Origin of the sequence: Bacteroides sp. AR29 (genome assembly GCF_900217715.1) — a bacterium.
GTDB lineage: Bacteria > Bacteroidota > Bacteroidia > Bacteroidales > Bacteroidaceae > Bacteroides > Bacteroides uniformis.
The window spans coordinates 299,529-317,060 of record NZ_OBMS01000003.1 but is presented as its reverse complement, the minus strand read 5'-3'; the positions used below and the strand labels follow the sequence as shown (position 1 = coordinate 317,060).

Here is a 17,532-nt window from a genome sequence, read left to right as displayed (position 1 = left end):
TTAAAGAAATAAAACTAATTATTAATTAAAAACTTAAAGTTATGTCTGAAATTGCATCAAGAGTGAAAGCGATTATCGTCGATAAATTAGGCGTAGAAGAATCAGAAGTTACTAACGAAGCTAGCTTCACTAACGACCTGGGAGCTGATTCTCTTGACACTGTAGAACTTATCATGGAATTCGAAAAGGAATTCGGTATCTCTATTCCCGATGACCAGGCTGAAAAGATTGGTACTGTAGGTGATGCTGTATCTTACATCGAAGAACACGCTAAGTAATCTTATCCATTCGTTTATAACATGGAATTAAAAAGAGTTGTAGTAACAGGTCTCGGCGCCATTACTCCCATTGGCAACAGTGTTCCCGAATTCTGGGAAAATCTTGTGAATGGGGTTAGTGGAGCAGGACCTATTACTCATTTCGATGCATCGCTTTTCAAGACTCAGTTTGCATGCGAAGTAAAAGGCTTCGATGCTACCAAATATATAGACCGCAAAGAGGCCCGCAAGATGGACTTGTACACACAATATGCCATTGCAGTAGCCAAAGAAGCGGTAGGTGACTCTGGGCTTGACGTCGAAAATGAGGATTTAAACAGAATCGGTGTCATCTTCGGCGCCGGTATCGGTGGCATCCGTACATTCGAAGAAGAGGCGGGCAACTATGCCCTGACCGGTAAGGAAAACGGCCCCAAATTCAATCCGTTCTTCATCCCCAAGATGATTTCGGACATTGCTGCCGGACAAATTTCCATCATGTATGGTTTCCATGGTCCCAACTACGCAACTTGTTCTGCATGTGCCACTTCCACAAATGCTATTGCCGATGCGTTTAACCTCATCCGTTTGGGTAAGGCAAATGTTATCGTGTCCGGTGGTTCGGAAGCTGCCATCGCCGCTTGCGGTGTAGGTGGTTTCAATGCCATGCATGCATTGTCAACCCGCAATGATTCTCCCGAAACTGCATCCCGTCCGTTCAGCGCAAGCCGTGACGGATTCATCATGGGTGAAGGTGGCGGTTGTCTCGTTCTCGAGGAACTGGAACACGCCAAGGCACGCGGTGCCAAAATCTATGCGGAAGTTGCCGGCGTAGGAATGTCTGCCGACGCTCATCACCTGACAGCCTCTCACCCCGAAGGTTTGGGAGCCAAGTTAGTGATGCTGAATGCGTTGGAAGATGCAGAAATGAAACCCGAAGAAGTAGATTATATCAATGTTCACGGTACATCTACTCCCGTAGGTGATATTTCGGAAGCAAAAGCAATCAAAGAGGTATTCGGACAGCATGCGTATGAGTTGAACATCAGTTCGACAAAATCCATGACCGGCCACTTGCTGGGCGCTGCCGGTGCGGTAGAATCCATTGCAAGCATCCTCGCCATCAAGAATGGCATTGTTCCTCCGACCATCAACCACGAAGAGGGTGATAACGACGAAAACATCGACTATGACCTGAACTTCACGTTCAACAAAGCACAAAAGCGCGAAGTGAACGTAGCTTTGTCCAATACTTTTGGATTCGGTGGTCATAATGCGTGTGTCATTTTCAAGAAATACGCAGAATAATAAGGTCGTGTTACGTAACCAAATAGATAAAATAAGGCTCTTGTTCCGCAAGGATAGAGAGTCTTATTTTTGTTTTTACAGAATTCTCGGCTTCTTTCCACGTGACATCAAGGTCTATCAGCAGGCTTTGCTGCATAAATCCATCTCCATGCGCTCCGAAAAAGGACGTCCCATCAACAACGAACGGCTGGAATTCTTGGGCGATGCTATCCTCGACGCCATTGTAGGAGATATTGTCTACCGCCATTTCGAAGGACGCCGCGAAGGTTTCCTTACCAATACCCGTTCCAAAATTGTACAGCGGGAAACACTCAACAAACTGGCCGTGGAAATCGGACTGGACAAACTGGTGAAATACTCCACCCGCTCCTCATCCCACAACAGCTACATGTACGGCAATGCATTCGAAGCCTTCATCGGCGCCATTTATCTGGACCAGGGCTACGACCGCTGCAAGCAGTTCATGGAAGAGAAGATTTTCAAAAACTATATCGACCTCGACAAGATGTCTCGCAAAGAGGTCAACTTCAAGTCAAAACTCATCGAATGGAGCCAGAAGAACAAAATGGAGGTGTCATTCGAGCTTATCGAGCAGTTTCTCGACGAAGAATACAATCCGATGTTCCACACCGAAGTCCGCATCGAAGGGATATCGGCAGGTACCGGCACCGGTTATTCCAAGAAGGAGTCGCAACAAAATGCGGCACAGATGGCATTGAAAAAAATTAAGGATGCCGCTTTCAAGGAGGAAGTCCAGGCAGCCAAGGAGCGAAACCATGCAACAGAAACCTCCACAGAAGAAAATCCCATGGCAGAAGCTGTTGAAGAATCCCCACAAGAAAAATTAGCCGAAACAGATTCCCATCCGACGTCCCTGGACAACTAAGTCATTGTCTTCCGTCACCAGCTTCAACTTGCCCGCAATCTCCTCCAGCGGTGCAGAAGCTATTTCATTCCCCTTCAAGGTAATCATCCGCCCGAACTGCCCGTTGGCAATCAGTTCCGTGGCATGTCCGCCCATACGTGTGGAAAGGTTACGGTCAAAAGGTGTGGGTGAGCCGCCCCGCTGAATATAACCCAACACAGTCTCACGGGTCTCGATACCCGTCTCATACTCTATCTCCTGAGCGATATACTCGGCGGCACGCTTCCGCCCGTCCGTCTGTATACCTTCGGCTACCACCACGATGGAGTAAGGCTTTCCTTTCTTCAGCCGATTCAGAATCGTTTCTCCGATACGGTGGATATTATAGGGAATCTCCGGAATCAGAATCACGTCACCACCGCCTGCCATACCGGAGTATAAGGCTATCCAACCTGCCTTGTGCCCCATCACCTCAATCACCATCACCCGCTTGTGCGAGCTGGCCGTGCTGTGCAGCCGGTCGATGGCATCCGTAGCAATACTGACGGCAGAATCGAATCCGAAGGAAAAATCGGTTCCCCAAATGTCATTGTCTATTGTTTTTGGCACGGATACGATGTTCAGCCCCATAGCGGAGAGTTTGGCGGCTGTCTTCTGCGTACCGTTTCCACCGATGCAGACCACACAATCAAGTCCCATCTCTTTGATATTCCGCACTATCAGTGCCGGTTTGTCCACGTCGGACATCACGCCGTTCTTCTTAAAGGGCTTCTCACGCGAAGTACCGAGCATCGTACCTCCCAAGTTCAGCAAACCGGATAAGGACTTTTCGGTAAACGACTCCACATCCTTGGTCAGCAGCCCCTGAAAACCGCTGTGAATGCCAATTACCTCCATTCCATAATGGTTGATAGCTGTTTTGCATACACCGCGAATGGTAGCGTTGATGCCGGGACAGTCGCCTCCTGAAGTCAAAATACCTATTCTCATGATATTTTTGTTTGAATTATTGTTCTATAGGTCCGTAAAGATAGAAAAAAAAGAGAAAAAAGATAGAGATGCCGATAAATAAGATTATTTTTGCGGTTTAAAATAAGATTTCACAAAGAACGATGAATATTACAAAGTTTCTGAATAAGGTATATTTTGCTCCCCGTCTGAAAGAAATCGAACAATACACCAGCCATGCCGGTGAATTGCAACAGCTTGTACTGCAGCGCCTCGTCCGGACAGCGGCAAACACGGAATGGGGAAAGAAGCATGACTATGCCTCTATCCGTACTTATGAAGATTTCAAGAAGCGCCTTCCCATACAAACTTACGAAGAAGTAAAGCCTTATGTAACCCGCCTGCGTGCCGGTGAGCAAAATCTGCTTTGGCCTTCGGAAATACGTTGGTTTGCCAAATCATCGGGTACCACCAACGACAAGAGTAAGTTCCTGCCCGTCAGCCGGGAGTCCTTGCACGACACGCATTACAAGGGAGGCCGGGATGCCGTTGCCATCTATCTGGGACAGAATCCCGAAAGTCGTTTCTTTTCCGGTAAAGGGCTTATCCTTGGAGGCAGCCACGCTCCCAACCTGAACACCAACCACAGTCTTGTAGGCGATCTCTCCGCCATCCTCATAGAAAATATCAACCCACTGGTAAACTTTGTCCGCGTACCCAGCAAGCAGACGGCCCTGATGGAGCACTTCGAGCCCAAAATGGAGGCCATCGCCCGCGAAACCATCCATGCAAATGTCAGCAACCTTTCCGGCGTACCGTCCTGGATGCTTGTACTCATCAAACATATATTGGAAAAGACGGGAAAGCAGAGCCTTGAGGAGATATGGCCCAACCTGGAGGTGTTCTTCCACGGCGGCGTTGCCTTCACTCCCTACCGAGAGCAATACAAAGACGTGATCCGCAGCAGCAAGATGCATTATGTAGAGACTTATAACGCCTCCGAAGGCTACTTCGGCACGCAGAACGACCCTGCCGACCCTGCCATGTTGCTGATGATTGACTACGGTATCTTCTACGAGTTCATCCCGCTTGAAGATGTAGGCAAGGAGAATCCGCGTACCTTCTGCCTCGAGGAGGTGGAGCTGAACAAAAACTACGCCATGGTAATCTCCACTTCTGCCGGTTTGTGGCGATATATGATTGGAGATACGGTGAAGTTCACATCGAAGAACCCCTATAAGTTCGTCATCACCGGACGTACCAAGCACTTTATCAACGCGTTCGGCGAAGAACTGATTGTGGATAACGCGGAAAGAGGACTTGCCAGGGCATGTGCCGAGACCGGTGCACAAGTAGTAGATTACTCTGCTGCTCCCGTGTTTATGGACAAGCATGCCAAATGCCGCCACCAGTGGCTGATAGAGTTTGCACAAATGCCGGACAGCCTGGAGAAGTTCGCCAAAGTATTGGACGATACCCTGAAAGAGGTGAACTCCGACTACGAGGCTAAAAGGCAGAATAATCTGGCGCTGCAACCGCTGGAAATCATCGTTGCCCGCCCCAACCTCTTCCATGACTGGCTGGATAGCAAGGGGAAACTCGGCGGACAGCATAAGGTGCCCCGGCTCAGCAACACGAGGGAGTATATAGAGGAAATGCTGGAACTGAACCGGTAAATTACTATATCATAAAAATCAAGCGCGGATTACGCAAATTACGCGGATAAATTAATAAATCCATGTAATCTGCGTAATCCGCGTTTTACAAATCAGTCAGTACGTTTTGACTTTACTTTTTCATTTCAACAATCAGCCTCAAGGATTAGAAATTATATGCCAGCCCAATTCCCAGCACTTCCTTAAACTGCACCTTGGCGCCCTTCTTCACTCCATTGTCATCAAACGTTTTCACATCATTGTCATACTTCAGAGTTGTATTGATGGTAGCCGACAATACTTTATTGATTTTCATGCTGATAAGTACATCCCAATTCACATCTATGTTTCCAAAATCTTTGCTGTAAGGAGTAAAGAAATCAGCCGTAGTAATCAGATTCACATTCTCCATCACGGGCAATTCAGCACGGGCTTTCACAAAAGCGCCACCCTCTATCTTGAAGTGGTCACCCGGGTCTACACCAAAAGTACCCAAATCGGAAAGATAGTCATCAGTCACGAAAGTCATCTTGGTGGAAACGGGTGAAAGCAGTAGAGAATAGTTACTCTTAGGCCTCCATTCCATACCCAGGGCGATATTCGAATAGGCAGGAGCAAAGAAATTGGAAATCTGGTGCTCTTTGTCGGGATAGTCATATCCTTTGGCAAACTGGGTATTCAAATCACCCATCAGTGTATAGAACCAGACGTTGTCTGTAGAATATCCCAACTGAGTGGAAAGCCCTATTTTATCACTACTTTTCCTCATCCCCTGAGATTTGGTTTTCGACAAGCCATAGTCCAGCACCATGTTGGTGACCCAGAGCCAGTTTCCTTTCTTGTGTGTCAGTGATGCATTCAAGTAGGCATTTCCAGCAATGGAATTCTCACCTCCTGCCGACCAGTTGGCCATGGCAGTCTGTGACATATTAAGACCAGTCACTCCTTTCAATACCCAAGCTCCCTCCTGATAACCCTTATCATCCGTCTGAGCATAAGTTATGGTTGCTAAAGCAGCAAACAACATTACAATATATATCCTTTTCATATTACAGTTCGTTTTAAAAGTTTCTCATAAAAAGACGTCTCATAAAATTAACAACATTTACTATCTTTTGTTCGAGAAGCTATAAAACGAATGTAAGGTTCAGAGAATAATTCCACCGCCCAACAAGTATCCGTCCTTATCATAGAAAGCCGCTGCCTGCCCGGGTGCAATGGATTCCAGCGGCTCTATCAGACGGACACGTAACAGACCTTCCACCGTAAGAGTCACCCTGCACCGGTTTGCCTGCTTACGGTAGCGTATCTTCACAATAACCTCGTTTGCACCCAGCACACGACTATTCTCCACCAGGTTCCACTCTCCCAGCCACATTTCCTGCTTGTAGAGGGAAGAGAGCGGAGCTAAAACGACTTCATTGCTTTCCACTCTTGTCTCTTTCACAAAAACAGCCTTGTTCAGATGGATACCCAAGCCCCTACGTTGCCCTACGGTATAAAACGGATAGCCCTCATGCCATCCCAAGAAATCCCCCTTTTCATCGACGAATCTACCTTTACCGGGTAATAGTGTTTCAGGAACCTCACGCTTTAAAAAGGAACGGTAATCCAAAGGGCAAAAGCACACACCTATACTGTCTTTCTTCGCAGCCACCTGCCCGAAACCACGCTCCGCTGCATACGAGCGCGCCTCATTTTTCGTAATATCTCCCATCGGAAGCAACATACGCTGCAGGATGTCCTGCTTCAATCCCCACAGAAAGAAAGTCTGGTCTTTGTCCTTATCTGCAGCAGGAGCTATATAATACTTTCCTCCGGACAAGACTTTACGCACATAATGTCCGGTAGAAATCCAATAAATCCCCTTTTCATCGGCTATTTTAGCCAACAGCGCCCACTTCAGCTCATTATTGCAGACCGTGCAAGGAACGGGAGTACGCCCCCTTAGATACTCTTCCACAAAATAGCAGATAATACGCGAACGGAAAAGCTCGCGTGCATCATAGGTAATGTGTTTCATCCCCAGCTTCAGGGCCAGAGCCCGTGCATCTTCCAAATACCCGGTCTCATCTCCTGCCTCATAGAAACGGAAAGTCACGCCAGTCACCTCATAACCGGCTTCCTGCAACCTCATGGCGGCCACGGAACTATCCGTGCCGCCACTCATGCCAAGCAATACACGTTTATCTGACTTCATGGATACAAAAGTAATAAACGAAGGTGAAATCCGTTGCATTTACTCTTATAAAACAGAATATCATTATAGATTTTCACAGATTTATTATACCTTTGTACTCCTAAAAGAACTAATAATCAACTGTTATGGAACATCAACTGACCATTTACAACACTTTAAATAGAAAAAAAGAGCTGTTCGTACCGCTGCATGCACCGCATGTAGGCATGTATGTCTGCGGACCGACCGTGTACGGTGACCCGCACTTGGGACATGCACGCCCTGCCATCACTTTCGACCTGCTGTTCCGCTACCTGACGCACATCGGCTACAAGGTGCGCTATGTCCGCAACATTACCGACGTGGGCCATCTGGAGCACGATGCCGACGAAGGTGAAGACAAGATTGCGAAAAAAGCCCGTCTGGAACAACTGGAACCAATGGAAGTGGCACAGTACTACATCAACCGCTATCATAAGGCGATGGATACATTGAATGTGCTGTCTCCCAGTATCGAGCCACATGCCAGCGGCCACATCATCGAACAGATAGAACTTGTAAAGGAGATATTGAAGAACGGATATGCCTACGAAAGTGAAGGTTCCGTTTATTTCGATGTAGAAAAATACAATAAGGACCATCACTACGGCAAGCTCTCCGGACGCAACCTGGATGATGTTCTCAACACCACCCGCGAACTGGACGGACAGAGCGAGAAGCACAACCCCGCAGACTTTGCCCTCTGGAAATGTGCGCAACCGGAACACATCATGCGTTGGCCTTCCCCGTGGAGCGACGGCTTCCCCGGCTGGCACGCCGAATGTACAGCCATGGGAAAGAAATACTTGGGCGAGCACTTCGACATTCATGGTGGCGGCATGGACCTTATCTTCCCGCATCACGAATGCGAGATTGCACAATCCGTAGCTTCCCAAGGGGAAGATATGGTACATTATTGGATGCACAACAACATGCTGACCGTGAACGGACAGAAAATGGGTAAGTCTTACGGTAACTTCATCACATTGGAAGAGCTCTTCAAAGGCACACACCCCATGCTGGAGCAAGCCTACAGCCCAATGACCATCCGCTTCTTCACCCTGCAAGCCCACTACCGCAGTACGGTAGACTTCAGCAACGAAGCTCTGCAAGCCGCCGAAAAGGGATTGGCAAGACTGATGGATGCTGTACATGGACTGGACAAGATTACCCCTGCTGCAACCTCCACCATAGACGTGAAATCCCTGCGTGCCAAGTGTTACGAAGCCATGAATGATGACTTGAACTCACCGATTGTCATCGCCCACCTCTTCGACGGCGCCAAGATGGTAAACAATATCCTAGCTGGAAACGATTCCATCACAGCCGAAGACCTGAAAGAATTGAAGGAAACCTTCCACCTCTTCTGCTTCGACATCTTAGGATTACAAGAAGACAACGCCTCCAACGAAGAGCGTGAAGCCGCCTTCGGCAAGGTAGTGGACATGCTATTGGAAGAGCGTTCAAAGGCAAAAGCCAACAAAGATTGGGCTACATCCGACAAAATCCGCAATGAACTCACCGCGCTCGGTTTCGAGATTAAGGACGGTAAGGACGGAAGCGAATGGAAGCTGAATAAATAACGAAGGTATCATAACTCACCACAGAATCATACAGATTGGGGTAAGTTTTAGACAGAAGAACAAAAAAACATATTTCTCTCTCTTGTTCTTCTGTTCTTTTAACTGAAAAATAAAATCTGTATAATCCTATGGTGATTGTGTATTTTGATACATCCCTGTTAGAATACGAATCCGAACCCGGCATACCACCCTACTTTCTTCGTCTGGTTGGACCAATTCAACTGTATCTCCACTGGTCCCAGAAAACTCTTGTACATATAGCCGATGCCTACCCCTGCCATATCAGCCGATTCGGAAGAGTCAAGAATCTGATGAAACTTCCCGGAGTTTCGCCCATAACTGCCCATCACTGATATATACTGGTTTTTCAAGATACGCTGTCTGAGGTTCAGCCCTGCAACCAGCAGTGCGGCTTGTGACAGTTCCGCACGGTTGATGCCCGTAAACGGTATCTGCTGTGGCATATAGCGCCCCGGTATGGTTCCCCCCACCATATTAATGATGGCAAAAGGATAATTACCGCTTCCGGACAATACGCGTCCATAAAACGAAGGAGTGACAGTGAACTTACTCGAGGGAGAGAAACATCCCTGCCAACGGGCATCGAAAACAGAAATAGGATTGTTGTCCTTATACTGGAAGAGGTTATCCGTATAGAGATGGTAGGATACCGCCCACGACATCCCTTTTGTAGGGGCGCTCCTCTCATTCAAGTTGTTGAACACAAGTCCGGCAAAGTAACTGAATAAGGACGAATTCTCAAACAGTGCCGAAGCCAACGGGTCGAGCGACAGCAAATCATGATAGTGGTAGTAATCAAAGTCAATGCCCAAACTGACCTGGATATTGTTCCAGTCCTTCGCCGCCCCCATACGGACCAGCTGATGTGTAAAAGTCAAATCCAGCGCCCGTTTGCCTTCATTATAAATATTCATATCTTTATAGTCGAACTGATAGGCAAGTCCTGCCTGCCATCCACCGTCCCATTGATAACCATATCCAAGTCGTGCCAGTGTACGCTTGCCCAGACGGGCGGTGAGGCTGACCAGCGACTCCCGCTGCCGGCCGAAATAGAAGTCCGTATTTGCCTGCAACGCCGCCAGTTCTTCCGTATCAAAACGAAAACCGACATTCAACTTGTTCTCCCGTACAGCAGGGACGGCTATTTGGGAATCAACGGGAATCTCCCTATCAACAGCCGCGCCAGGCAAGCGGAAAGGTCCCGGACGGCGAGGCTGATAATCTTCTGCAAGTCCCAGCTTCCGTTTCAGGGCAAGCAGTCCGTCCCAACTGTCCATGGCAGCACGCTCTCCCCGCACCATCAAAGTGTCGATGGCCTCTTTGGTGAAACTTGCAGCCGAATAGCCGGTGACATCCACCTTTATCAATACGTCGGTATTACGCAGATTCTCACGGTATTTCTTCTCTCCTTGCAGATTGATGATTTGCCCGAAGATGTCTTTCACCGATTTCAGCTCGGAAGCCTTAAGCAGCGGACTCTGCACATCCACCCCGATAATGTAGTCGGCCCCCATGGCAAGCGCCACATCTACCGGATAGTTATTCACCATTCCACCGTCCACCAACACCATTCCATCCAGGTCTACCGGAGCAAACACACCGGGAATGGACATGCTGGAACGCATGGAAGTGGCCAGTATTCCCTCATGGAACACTACTTCGCTGCCATTCACCAGATTTTCCGACACGCAGGCAAATGGAATAGGAAGACGGCTAAAATCCACAGAATCCTGGTAACCTTCTGTCAACGTGGAGAACAAACGTGCCAGGTTCTTCCCTTTTATGATACCCGCATCCGAAACAGCGGCAGATTTCAAAGAAAACGGAATGGAGAGTACATAGCGCTCCGACTTCAACCGGTCATCCAGCAACACATCCTTAGGATTGGGGGCATCCGAGAGCAAGAATTTCCAGTTCTGGGCATTCACCATACTGTCCAATTGCTGTGGGGTATATCCGATAGAATACAAACCGCCCACAATGGCCCCCATACTAGTGCCCACCACATAATCTATAGGGATACCCGCTTCTTCAATTACTTTCAGAGCACCGATATGCGCCGTCCCTTTGGCGCCACCCCCACTGAGTACGACAGCCACTTTCGGACGCCCGGACGCCCAAAGGACCATCGGCAAAAACAACAAACAAGCCCATAGTCTATACTTCATCTCCATCATTTACTTAATACGTATTGGTAATTTATTCCACTCTGAATCAAACAACCCGCTCCGACAAATAGTTCACTATCAGTCGAAGCGGGTCGCAAAAAACGTTCAAGCAATTTATGGAGGATTATCTATAACCCATTTCCAATCAATAAGGTATCATATCCTTCAAGATACCTTCCTTATACCAAGGATCATCAATCTCTTTCAACACTTTGCCCATCTCTGCGCAAAGGTCTTTTACGACTTCTTGGTTTTCTTCCAAAGAAAGGTTATTCATCTGATACGGGTCCTTTTCATCGTCAAACAACAAACTTTTGACCAGCTTATGGTTTTCGCGGTCAATGTAGAGCGCCAGCGTGTAGCGCGCCGATTTAAAGCCGCGCGACGAAGGGAAGTAGGAACGGACCATACCTTCCGCATCCTTCTCACCGTCCAGGTTCTGGATGTAGAGAGCGCCGGTGGGACGTACAATATCCGCCTTTTCATCGAAGAAAAGCGGTGCATAGTTGCGTCCCTGCACCTCGGTCGGGATGGAGTCGGCAAGACCGGCAAGACCCAACAAGGTAGGCATGATGTCCGGCGAGGAAAGCATCAAGTCGTCCACGCGGGGCTTAATCTTATTGGGAAAACGCACCAGGAAAGGAACGTTCATGGACTCGGAGTATGGGGAATTCTTCGGGTCTTCCGTATGCTGGCTGCACATGGTCTCTCCATGGTCGGAGGCAAACACGACAATGGTATTCTTGTCCAGTCCGAGTTCCTTCAAGGCATCGAGTATCTGACCGAAAGCACGGTCGACACCCGTCACAGAAGCAAAGTAGTAGCGTGCACTCTCTGCCTTGAGCATCTTGGAGTCGGCATTCGGACGGACGAGCAAGCTGTCCAGAGGCTGGTTTTTATAGAGATTGAAATCTTCCTCCATACAGTCGTCCAAAGAACGGTACGGACTATGGGGAGGATTCATGCCTACCATAATGAAGAAAGGTTTCTTCGGGTCGCGTACATTCCCCTCGTTCTTCAGATAAGACACCACCTTGCCCGATTCGTGTAACGGTGACCACTCGCGCGGGTCGTGGCGACGGCCTTCCGTATCCCAGTAATGCGGATTCTTGTGTTCGTCAAAGGTACCGTAAGAATACCAGTAATTGAACCCATGACGACGTTCTTTCGGCGTATAGGCATCCCATGCAGGTACACGGTCTTCCACATACTGTCCGGGACGTTCGGGGTCGTTGGGGGTAGGAAAGTCGGCATGCAGTTTGCCAAAGTAGGCACAGTCATATCCGGCATTGCAGAAAACATCACTCACACACACAGCATCCTCACGCAGGGAGCTGATGGGACGGCTCGAATTGCAATTCAATGGAATACCACTCTTATTAGGATACATTCCCGTCAACAGAGAACCACGGTGGGGACTGCTCAACGGGCAGTTGCTCATGGCAGATGTCAATACCACCGACTCCCGGGCAAAATCATTCAAGCGTGGGGTATGCACCGGGTCATTCCGAAAGTTCACTTTCTCGCGAAAACCTTCCTGGCCCCAGAACTCCATCGCCTGGTTACGGTATTGGTCGGGAAAAACGTAAATGACATTCGGCTGGACGGATTGTTCCGCCTGCGGGGCTTTACAGCCCTGCAAGGCGAACAAACCTAAACCACCTAACAAAATATTTAATTGAGTTTTCATTTTTCCAAGTCTCTTTTACGCATCAATCCTTCCAGGAAGTAATAGTCGGCATAATTCAGCGGTACATCAATCTCCGCACCGTGAGGAATACTGCCCACAGAGTGCATCAGGATGAAGTTGCCGTTGGTACCCACCTTGGCACGGTAGGAAGGAGAAGCGAGGCTTTCCATAATCCGGTCGGCGGTTTCCTTGTATCCCTTATCCGGCAGATAAGTACTCAGCTCGTAAAGGGCGGACGCCGTGCAGGCAGCTGCCGAAGCATCGCGAGGTTCATTCGGGATATTGGGAGCATCGAAATCCCAGTAGGGAACCAAGTCTTCCGGAAGATTCTTGTTGTTGAAGATAAAGTTGTAGACCTTTTCAGCCTGTTCCAGGTATTTGGCATCGTGTGTATAGCGATAGCACATGGTATAGCCGTACAAGGCCCACGCTTGTCCACGTGCCCAAGCAGACTCGTCGGCATAGCCTTGTGCAGTCTGTCTCTTACGGACTTCACCGGTTTCGGGGTCATAATCCACCACATGATAGCAGCTGTTGTCCTCACGGAAATGGTTAGCCATAGTCGTATCGGCATGCTTCCGGGCTATGTTGTAGAAAGTGGAGTCACCGGACAGCCTGGAAGCTTCGAACAGCAGTTCGAGGTTCATCATATTATCAATGATAACGGGACATTTCCAGCCACGTTCAGCCTGCCACCCCTTGTCTGCATCCCATGACTGAAGTACGCCTGCTGCAGGACGGAAACGGGTAGACAATGATTTGGCTGTCTGTATGATGACCGGCTTGTACTCCTCCTTACCCGCAAAACGGTATCCGTTCAAGTAGCTGCTGCCAATCATAAAGCCCACATCATGGTGCCAGGTAAGGTATTGTACCGAATCCAAATCCTCGGTATACTTCTCTGCCAGCGGCAGCCACTTCTGGTCACCGGTCAACTCGTACATATGCCAGATATTACCGGGGAAGAAGCCGGAACACCAATCGTCGATAGGTACATAGACAATGTTCCCATCCTTATCAATGGTACGGGGATTAAGGATTTTACCGGATTTTTCGATAATGTCTGTCTGAATTGTCTCCTGAGCCACAGCATTATCAATGTTTTCTTGGATAAAGTTGCTTTCAGCCTGCTTTTGCCCTGCGCAACCTGCCAATACAAGGAGGGAGATTCCCAATGTAGTGAGGACTGTTTTCATAATAAGGGATTTATTTATTAAGAGTTTATGATTTTTCCTGCTGCAAAAGTAGAGCAAGTGTACAGATTTGACCCGCCTAAATAATTCAATTAATGGCTAAAATCGTTACTTTTGCGTCCAGAAGCACATATTTTCCACCCATTAATCATTAATCACTAAACATTAATCATTACTCCCCATGACCGCACAAGAGTTTTTTAAGAACGACCGCTTCGCCACGAATGCAGGTGTAGAACTGATAGAAATAAAGGAAGGATACAGCAAGGCACGCCTGGTTATCACGGCAGAGCATCTCAATGCAGGAGGCCGTACGCAAGGAGGGGCCATCTTCACCCTTGCCGACCTGGCACTGGCAGCAGCAGCCAACTCCCACGGAACATTGGCCTTCTCTCTTTCGTCCAATATCACCTTCCTGCGCAGCAGCGGACCGGGCGATGTACTGTATGCCGAAGCACGCGAACGCTACATCGGCCGCACCACCGGATATTACCAGATCGACGTCACCAACCAGGAGGGAAAACTGATTGCCACTTTCGAATCCAGTGTATTTAGAAAAGGGGATAACATCACTTTTTCCTTACCACAGACGTCATCGGATAGCGGTTGCCCCGGACACTCTTGAAGAATGCCTTGGCCGAACCGAAATTCAAATACATGTCCAAGCGAATGGGAAGGTGGTTCTTATCATCGGATACGAAGAAGGTGATGACCTCCTTCTCCTTACCTTTCTTGTACTCTACGAAAGAGAATACCAAGCAGCGGTAAACGGTGTCGTTATTCGCCTTGACCTCCTCCTTGCCGCGGTAAATCAACGTCTGCTCTTCCACCCTGCGTCCCGTGGCCATGGGAAAGAGTATCTTCTGCCCTACCTTGTAGTCTTTAGGGTCATAAGAGCGCGCCTGCGCCAAAATGCTCAACATATCGAAGATACAGCGACTATCACTGTATTCCATCTCCTGAGCCTCACGCACGGGATTGTGCCAGGTGCGTCTCTGCTTTACATTCGCCAGTCCGTCCGAGTAGGAGAACCAAGCCTCGTCCACCGTATGGCGGCTTCCCTCCTCCGCCGCTTTACGGAAGTAGAGCGGCTCCAACCTATCGCTGACATAACAAGTCAACGTATCACGCATCTTGAAGAAAAAATCGGTCTTTTTACTGCCTACACAAAGCAAGTTAAAGCGAAATGCAGGCTCGGAATGGTAAGTCGTGGCATTGGTAGTGAGGCTTGCCAGACCCACCTTCTTCCAAATGAACTTCCAATTGAAATATAAATCGTACATGACATGCTCGCCCGACTGGAAAGCTTCATTCTTTGCAGTACATTGGGCCTGAACAGACTGGGAGGTTCCCAAACAGACCGCTCCCACCATTAATAGAATGAACAATTGCTTCCGCCTAATAGCTATGGCCTCTACCACTGTTGCGGCTGCTATTGCCACTGCGGTTATTTTTGTTCCTGTTTTGCTTTTTCTTGTCTTCATCTGGTTTTTGTTTTTTTAGTTCGTCCGGCTTCTGCCTATCCAGGGACTTGGCCTTAATATCCCATTCCTGGGTCAAATCAAAGTTCGCTTTAAGCTCCAGAACCATCGGATAATAGTAAACCATTTCAGGCTGGCGCTTCTCGGCATAGTTTCCCGTATCCCAGACGCCATTCCCATTCGTATCATTTATCAGCCGCGCTCCATATTTGCCCGGATTGAGGAAATAGAAATCGGCTTTCCCATCCACCACCGGCACCGTGCGCAGCACTTTGTCCTGACCGTCCAGTAGTTCCACAAAAGCCAGAGAGTCCGCTCCATGCACATTAAAGAATATCTGCCCGTACTCTTCCAGCTTCTTGGCCTTGAAGTCCTTCTTTATCTTGTCGGAGAACAACCCGTACAACCCGCGTATGGCAGCAGAATCCACTTCAAATGTATAGCTTTCGCCGGGTGCCCATTCGGCAAACAGATTATAACGCTTCAAGTCCAAAGAGTCGCGCATAAAGTCGAACGGGATATCCTGCCACAACGAGTCCACTTTCAGTTTCAGATGGAAAGCGGTGGTATCTATGCTTGCCACCGGCTCCGTAAACGACAGAGTAAGATAATCATATACATCGATTGCAGAAGGGGCATACACATCTACAGCCAGGAATTCCGTCGGCTCGGGCTCTTCCACCTCACCTTCCTTCAACTTCTTCTTTTTCTTCTCACGCTCTTTCTGTTCCTTTTCCTTCGCTTCCTGCTTCTGCTTCTGCTGCTTGTCGTATGTCAACTTCGCCAGCACATTCAAAGTATCGGTACGGGGTACCAATCGTTTCAGGCTATCCGTATACAAATAGGTGATACTCATTTTCAGGGAATCCTGCTTATAGAGCAGAGAATCCTTTATCCAATAATGAATCGTATCGTTCCGGCCGGTAGGCTGTTCTATAACAAACGCATCTTCCCCATTAAAGTTCAATCCTTTCAATAAAGGCAACGTGTCTGCCGGAGCAGTGAAATAGAGCGAAAACTTCTCCGGAGTCAACCGTTCGGCCTTCAAAAAACGTTGCGAGAAGGAAAGCTCCTTGAAAGCACGCAGCAGAACATCATCCGGAAGGTAGTGGGTATATTGACGTTCTACAATCGTATCTACTGTCAGCGAGTCTATCCAGGTCGTATCCTGGCGCATGCGCTCTTCCATGGAAGGAATGATGATAGAGTCATTAAAAGCTATCACTTCCGTCGGCTGGGAATAGGCAAAATTCTGGTCGGCATCCTGCAAGGCATAAATGCGATACTTGCCGGGAGCCACTCCACGGATAGAGAAGCGTCCGCGACTGTCCGTACGCCCCACCCGCTCAAAAGGAAGTTTGGTAAAAGCGGAGTCGGCCAGATTGGCATGCAGACCGACCAGCATTCCTTTCACCGGTTCAAGATTGGCCGCATTCAGTACTGTACCGGCCACAGCCATAGAGTCGAGACGGTCGCCCGTAGAGAAAGAATAGAAGAAATTCTCCAAGGGATTCCCCTCATTATTATCCTGGATGGCATCACCAAAATCGAATGTATAAGTAGTATTGGGTTTCAATGTATCCTGCAGAGTGATGACCACCTTCTTCCCATTAGACTTAATTTCGGGCTGCTGCACCTGCGGAGGGGATATTACAATCTTCTCATTCGGCTTGTCAAGCTTGATAAATTCATCGAACTCAATGGAAAGTTTATTTTTATTGTGATGGAGTGCGCCGGGCGTGGGAGTACCGGAAATAAAACGCGGAGGAGTCTCATCATAAGGTCCTCCTTCAATACGGCCCACACTGGCACAAGAATACAGTGCGGCAGCTATGGCAACACCCCCCAACAACCTGCGGAAAAGCGGCTTCATTTTAGTATGGCGTTTACGTTCTAACATGCTGCAAAAATAAAGGTTATCTGCCAATTAGCGGTATGCTTTACAGTATTTTAATCAAAAAATGTCCTTTCGTTCTCATCTATGTATGAAACATAGTTAAAAAAGGAAGTGTTTCACCCCTTATATACTAAGAAAAGAATATTTTTGCAGACGAAAACTGAATAGGAGTATTCAGTTTTCTTTTTCCTGCCTTATTTCTAAATCATGAATTACACACGAAAACGCCTTTCAAGAATCGAAAAAAA

14 protein-coding genes are annotated in these 17,532 nt (G+C 48.2%); 6 read left to right on the top strand and 8 right to left on the bottom strand.

Going from position 1 to position 17,532, the window contains the following annotated elements:
• The first annotated feature begins 41 nt into the window (after nucleotides 1-41).
• The 3 genes from CSD97_RS02720 to rnc are packed head-to-tail and all read left to right on the top strand — an operon-like array spanning nucleotide 42 to nucleotide 2,451.
• Complete coding sequence (locus CSD97_RS02720; RefSeq protein WP_004291965.1) at nucleotides 42-278, top strand: acyl carrier protein; 237 nt, start codon at nucleotides 42-44, stop codon at nucleotides 276-278.
• A gap of 21 nt (nucleotides 279-299) precedes the next feature.
• Complete coding sequence (fabF, locus tag CSD97_RS02715; protein WP_005825984.1) at nucleotides 300-1,565, top strand: beta-ketoacyl-ACP synthase II; 1,266 nt, start codon at nucleotides 300-302, stop codon at nucleotides 1,563-1,565.
• Between the two features lie 7 nt (nucleotides 1,566-1,572).
• On the top strand, nucleotides 1,573-2,451 hold the full coding sequence (gene rnc, locus CSD97_RS02710) for a ribonuclease III (protein WP_172679983.1): 879 nt from the start codon (nucleotides 1,573-1,575) through the stop codon (nucleotides 2,449-2,451).
• On the opposite strand, the gene CSD97_RS02705 is transcribed toward rnc, so the two are convergent.
• The gene (locus CSD97_RS02705; protein WP_035447667.1) at nucleotides 2,410-3,420 is read right to left on the bottom strand and encodes an ATP-dependent 6-phosphofructokinase; all 1,011 of its coding nucleotides are present in this window, start codon (nucleotides 3,418-3,420) and stop codon (nucleotides 2,410-2,412) included. The genes rnc and CSD97_RS02705 overlap by 42 nt on opposite strands.
• Before the next feature lie 122 nt (nucleotides 3,421-3,542).
• On the opposite strand from CSD97_RS02705, the gene CSD97_RS02700 reads away from it, so the two are divergent.
• On the top strand, nucleotides 3,543-5,054 hold the full coding sequence (locus CSD97_RS02700) for a GH3 auxin-responsive promoter family protein (protein WP_005833815.1): 1,512 nt from the start codon (nucleotides 3,543-3,545) through the stop codon (nucleotides 5,052-5,054).
• Nucleotides 5,055-5,199: 145 nt separating this feature from the next.
• Here CSD97_RS02700 and CSD97_RS02695 read toward each other — a convergent pair whose 3' ends face one another.
• Nucleotides 5,200-6,081: a DUF3078 domain-containing protein gene (locus CSD97_RS02695; protein WP_098031931.1), complete on the bottom strand. Its 882-nt coding sequence runs from the start codon at nucleotides 6,079-6,081 to the stop codon at nucleotides 5,200-5,202.
• Between the two features lie 99 nt (nucleotides 6,082-6,180).
• Nucleotides 6,181-7,233 (bottom strand): tRNA 2-thiouridine(34) synthase MnmA, encoded by a 1,053-nt coding sequence (gene mnmA, locus CSD97_RS02690; protein WP_098031930.1) that lies wholly within the window; start codon nucleotides 7,231-7,233, stop codon nucleotides 6,181-6,183.
• Nucleotides 7,234-7,358: 125 nt separating this feature from the next.
• On the opposite strand from mnmA, the gene cysS reads away from it, so the two are divergent.
• Nucleotides 7,359-8,834: a cysteine--tRNA ligase gene (cysS, locus tag CSD97_RS02685; protein ID WP_098031929.1), complete on the top strand. Its 1,476-nt coding sequence runs from the start codon at nucleotides 7,359-7,361 to the stop codon at nucleotides 8,832-8,834.
• 158 nt (nucleotides 8,835-8,992) lie between these two features.
• On the opposite strand, the gene CSD97_RS02680 is transcribed toward cysS, so the two are convergent.
• From CSD97_RS02680 to CSD97_RS02670, 3 genes are all read right to left on the bottom strand, one after another.
• Nucleotides 8,993-11,023: a patatin-like phospholipase family protein gene (locus CSD97_RS02680; RefSeq protein ID WP_173675095.1), complete on the bottom strand. Its 2,031-nt coding sequence runs from the start codon at nucleotides 11,021-11,023 to the stop codon at nucleotides 8,993-8,995.
• Between the two features lie 145 nt (nucleotides 11,024-11,168).
• Nucleotides 11,169-12,713 carry a sulfatase gene (locus CSD97_RS02675; protein ID WP_005833823.1) on the bottom strand — a complete coding sequence of 515 codons (1,545 nt, stop codon included), beginning with the start codon at nucleotides 12,711-12,713 and terminating at the stop codon, nucleotides 11,169-11,171.
• Complete coding sequence (locus tag CSD97_RS02670; protein WP_005833826.1) at nucleotides 12,710-13,909, bottom strand: glycoside hydrolase family 88 protein; 1,200 nt, start codon at nucleotides 13,907-13,909, stop codon at nucleotides 12,710-12,712. The genes CSD97_RS02675 and CSD97_RS02670 overlap by 4 nt, the downstream gene beginning before the upstream one ends.
• A 178-nt stretch (nucleotides 13,910-14,087) precedes the next feature.
• Here CSD97_RS02670 and CSD97_RS02665 point away from each other — a divergent pair, with 178 nt between their 5' ends.
• Complete coding sequence (locus CSD97_RS02665; protein ID WP_005826009.1) at nucleotides 14,088-14,531, top strand: hotdog fold thioesterase; 444 nt, start codon at nucleotides 14,088-14,090, stop codon at nucleotides 14,529-14,531.
• On the opposite strand, the gene CSD97_RS02660 is transcribed toward CSD97_RS02665, so the two are convergent.
• Both CSD97_RS02660 and CSD97_RS02655 read right to left on the bottom strand, forming a co-directional pair.
• Complete coding sequence (locus CSD97_RS02660; protein WP_080545834.1) at nucleotides 14,476-15,390, bottom strand: DUF3108 domain-containing protein; 915 nt, start codon at nucleotides 15,388-15,390, stop codon at nucleotides 14,476-14,478. The genes CSD97_RS02665 and CSD97_RS02660 overlap by 56 nt on opposite strands.
• Complete coding sequence (locus tag CSD97_RS02655) at nucleotides 15,305-17,260, bottom strand: Ig-like domain-containing domain (RefSeq protein ID WP_098031927.1); 1,956 nt, start codon at nucleotides 17,258-17,260, stop codon at nucleotides 15,305-15,307. Before CSD97_RS02655 ends, CSD97_RS02660 begins: the two co-directional genes overlap by 86 nt.
• Nucleotides 17,261-17,532: the final 272 nt, after the last annotated feature.

Excerpts from the sequence above, each read along its gene's own strand:
- CSD97_RS02720 (WP_004291965.1), top strand. The coding sequence starts at position 42 with ATGTCTGAAATTGCATCAAGAGTGAAAGCGATTATCGTCGATAAATTA.
- fabF (WP_005825984.1), top strand. The coding sequence starts at position 300 with ATGGAATTAAAAAGAGTTGTAGTAACAGGTCTCGGCGCCATTACTCCC.
- CSD97_RS02705 (WP_035447667.1), bottom strand. The coding sequence starts at position 3,420 with ATGAGAATAGGTATTTTGACTTCAGGAGGCGACTGTCCCGGCATCAAC.
- CSD97_RS02700 (WP_005833815.1), top strand. The coding sequence starts at position 3,543 with ATGAATATTACAAAGTTTCTGAATAAGGTATATTTTGCTCCCCGTCTG.
- CSD97_RS02695 (WP_098031931.1), bottom strand. The coding sequence starts at position 6,081 with ATGAAAAGGATATATATTGTAATGTTGTTTGCTGCTTTAGCAACCATA.
- mnmA (WP_098031930.1), bottom strand. The coding sequence starts at position 7,233 with ATGAAGTCAGATAAACGTGTATTGCTTGGCATGAGTGGCGGCACGGAT.
- cysS (WP_098031929.1), top strand. The coding sequence starts at position 7,359 with ATGGAACATCAACTGACCATTTACAACACTTTAAATAGAAAAAAAGAG.
- CSD97_RS02680 (WP_173675095.1), bottom strand. The coding sequence starts at position 11,023 with ATGAAGTATAGACTATGGGCTTGTTTGTTGTTTTTGCCGATGGTCCTT.
- CSD97_RS02675 (WP_005833823.1), bottom strand. The coding sequence starts at position 12,713 with ATGAAAACTCAATTAAATATTTTGTTAGGTGGTTTAGGTTTGTTCGCC.
- CSD97_RS02670 (WP_005833826.1), bottom strand. The coding sequence starts at position 13,909 with ATGAAAACAGTCCTCACTACATTGGGAATCTCCCTCCTTGTATTGGCA.
- CSD97_RS02665 (WP_005826009.1), top strand. The coding sequence starts at position 14,088 with ATGACCGCACAAGAGTTTTTTAAGAACGACCGCTTCGCCACGAATGCA.
- CSD97_RS02660 (WP_080545834.1), bottom strand. The coding sequence starts at position 15,390 with ATGAAGACAAGAAAAAGCAAAACAGGAACAAAAATAACCGCAGTGGCA.
- CSD97_RS02655 (WP_098031927.1), bottom strand. The coding sequence starts at position 17,260 with ATGAAGCCGCTTTTCCGCAGGTTGTTGGGGGGTGTTGCCATAGCTGCC.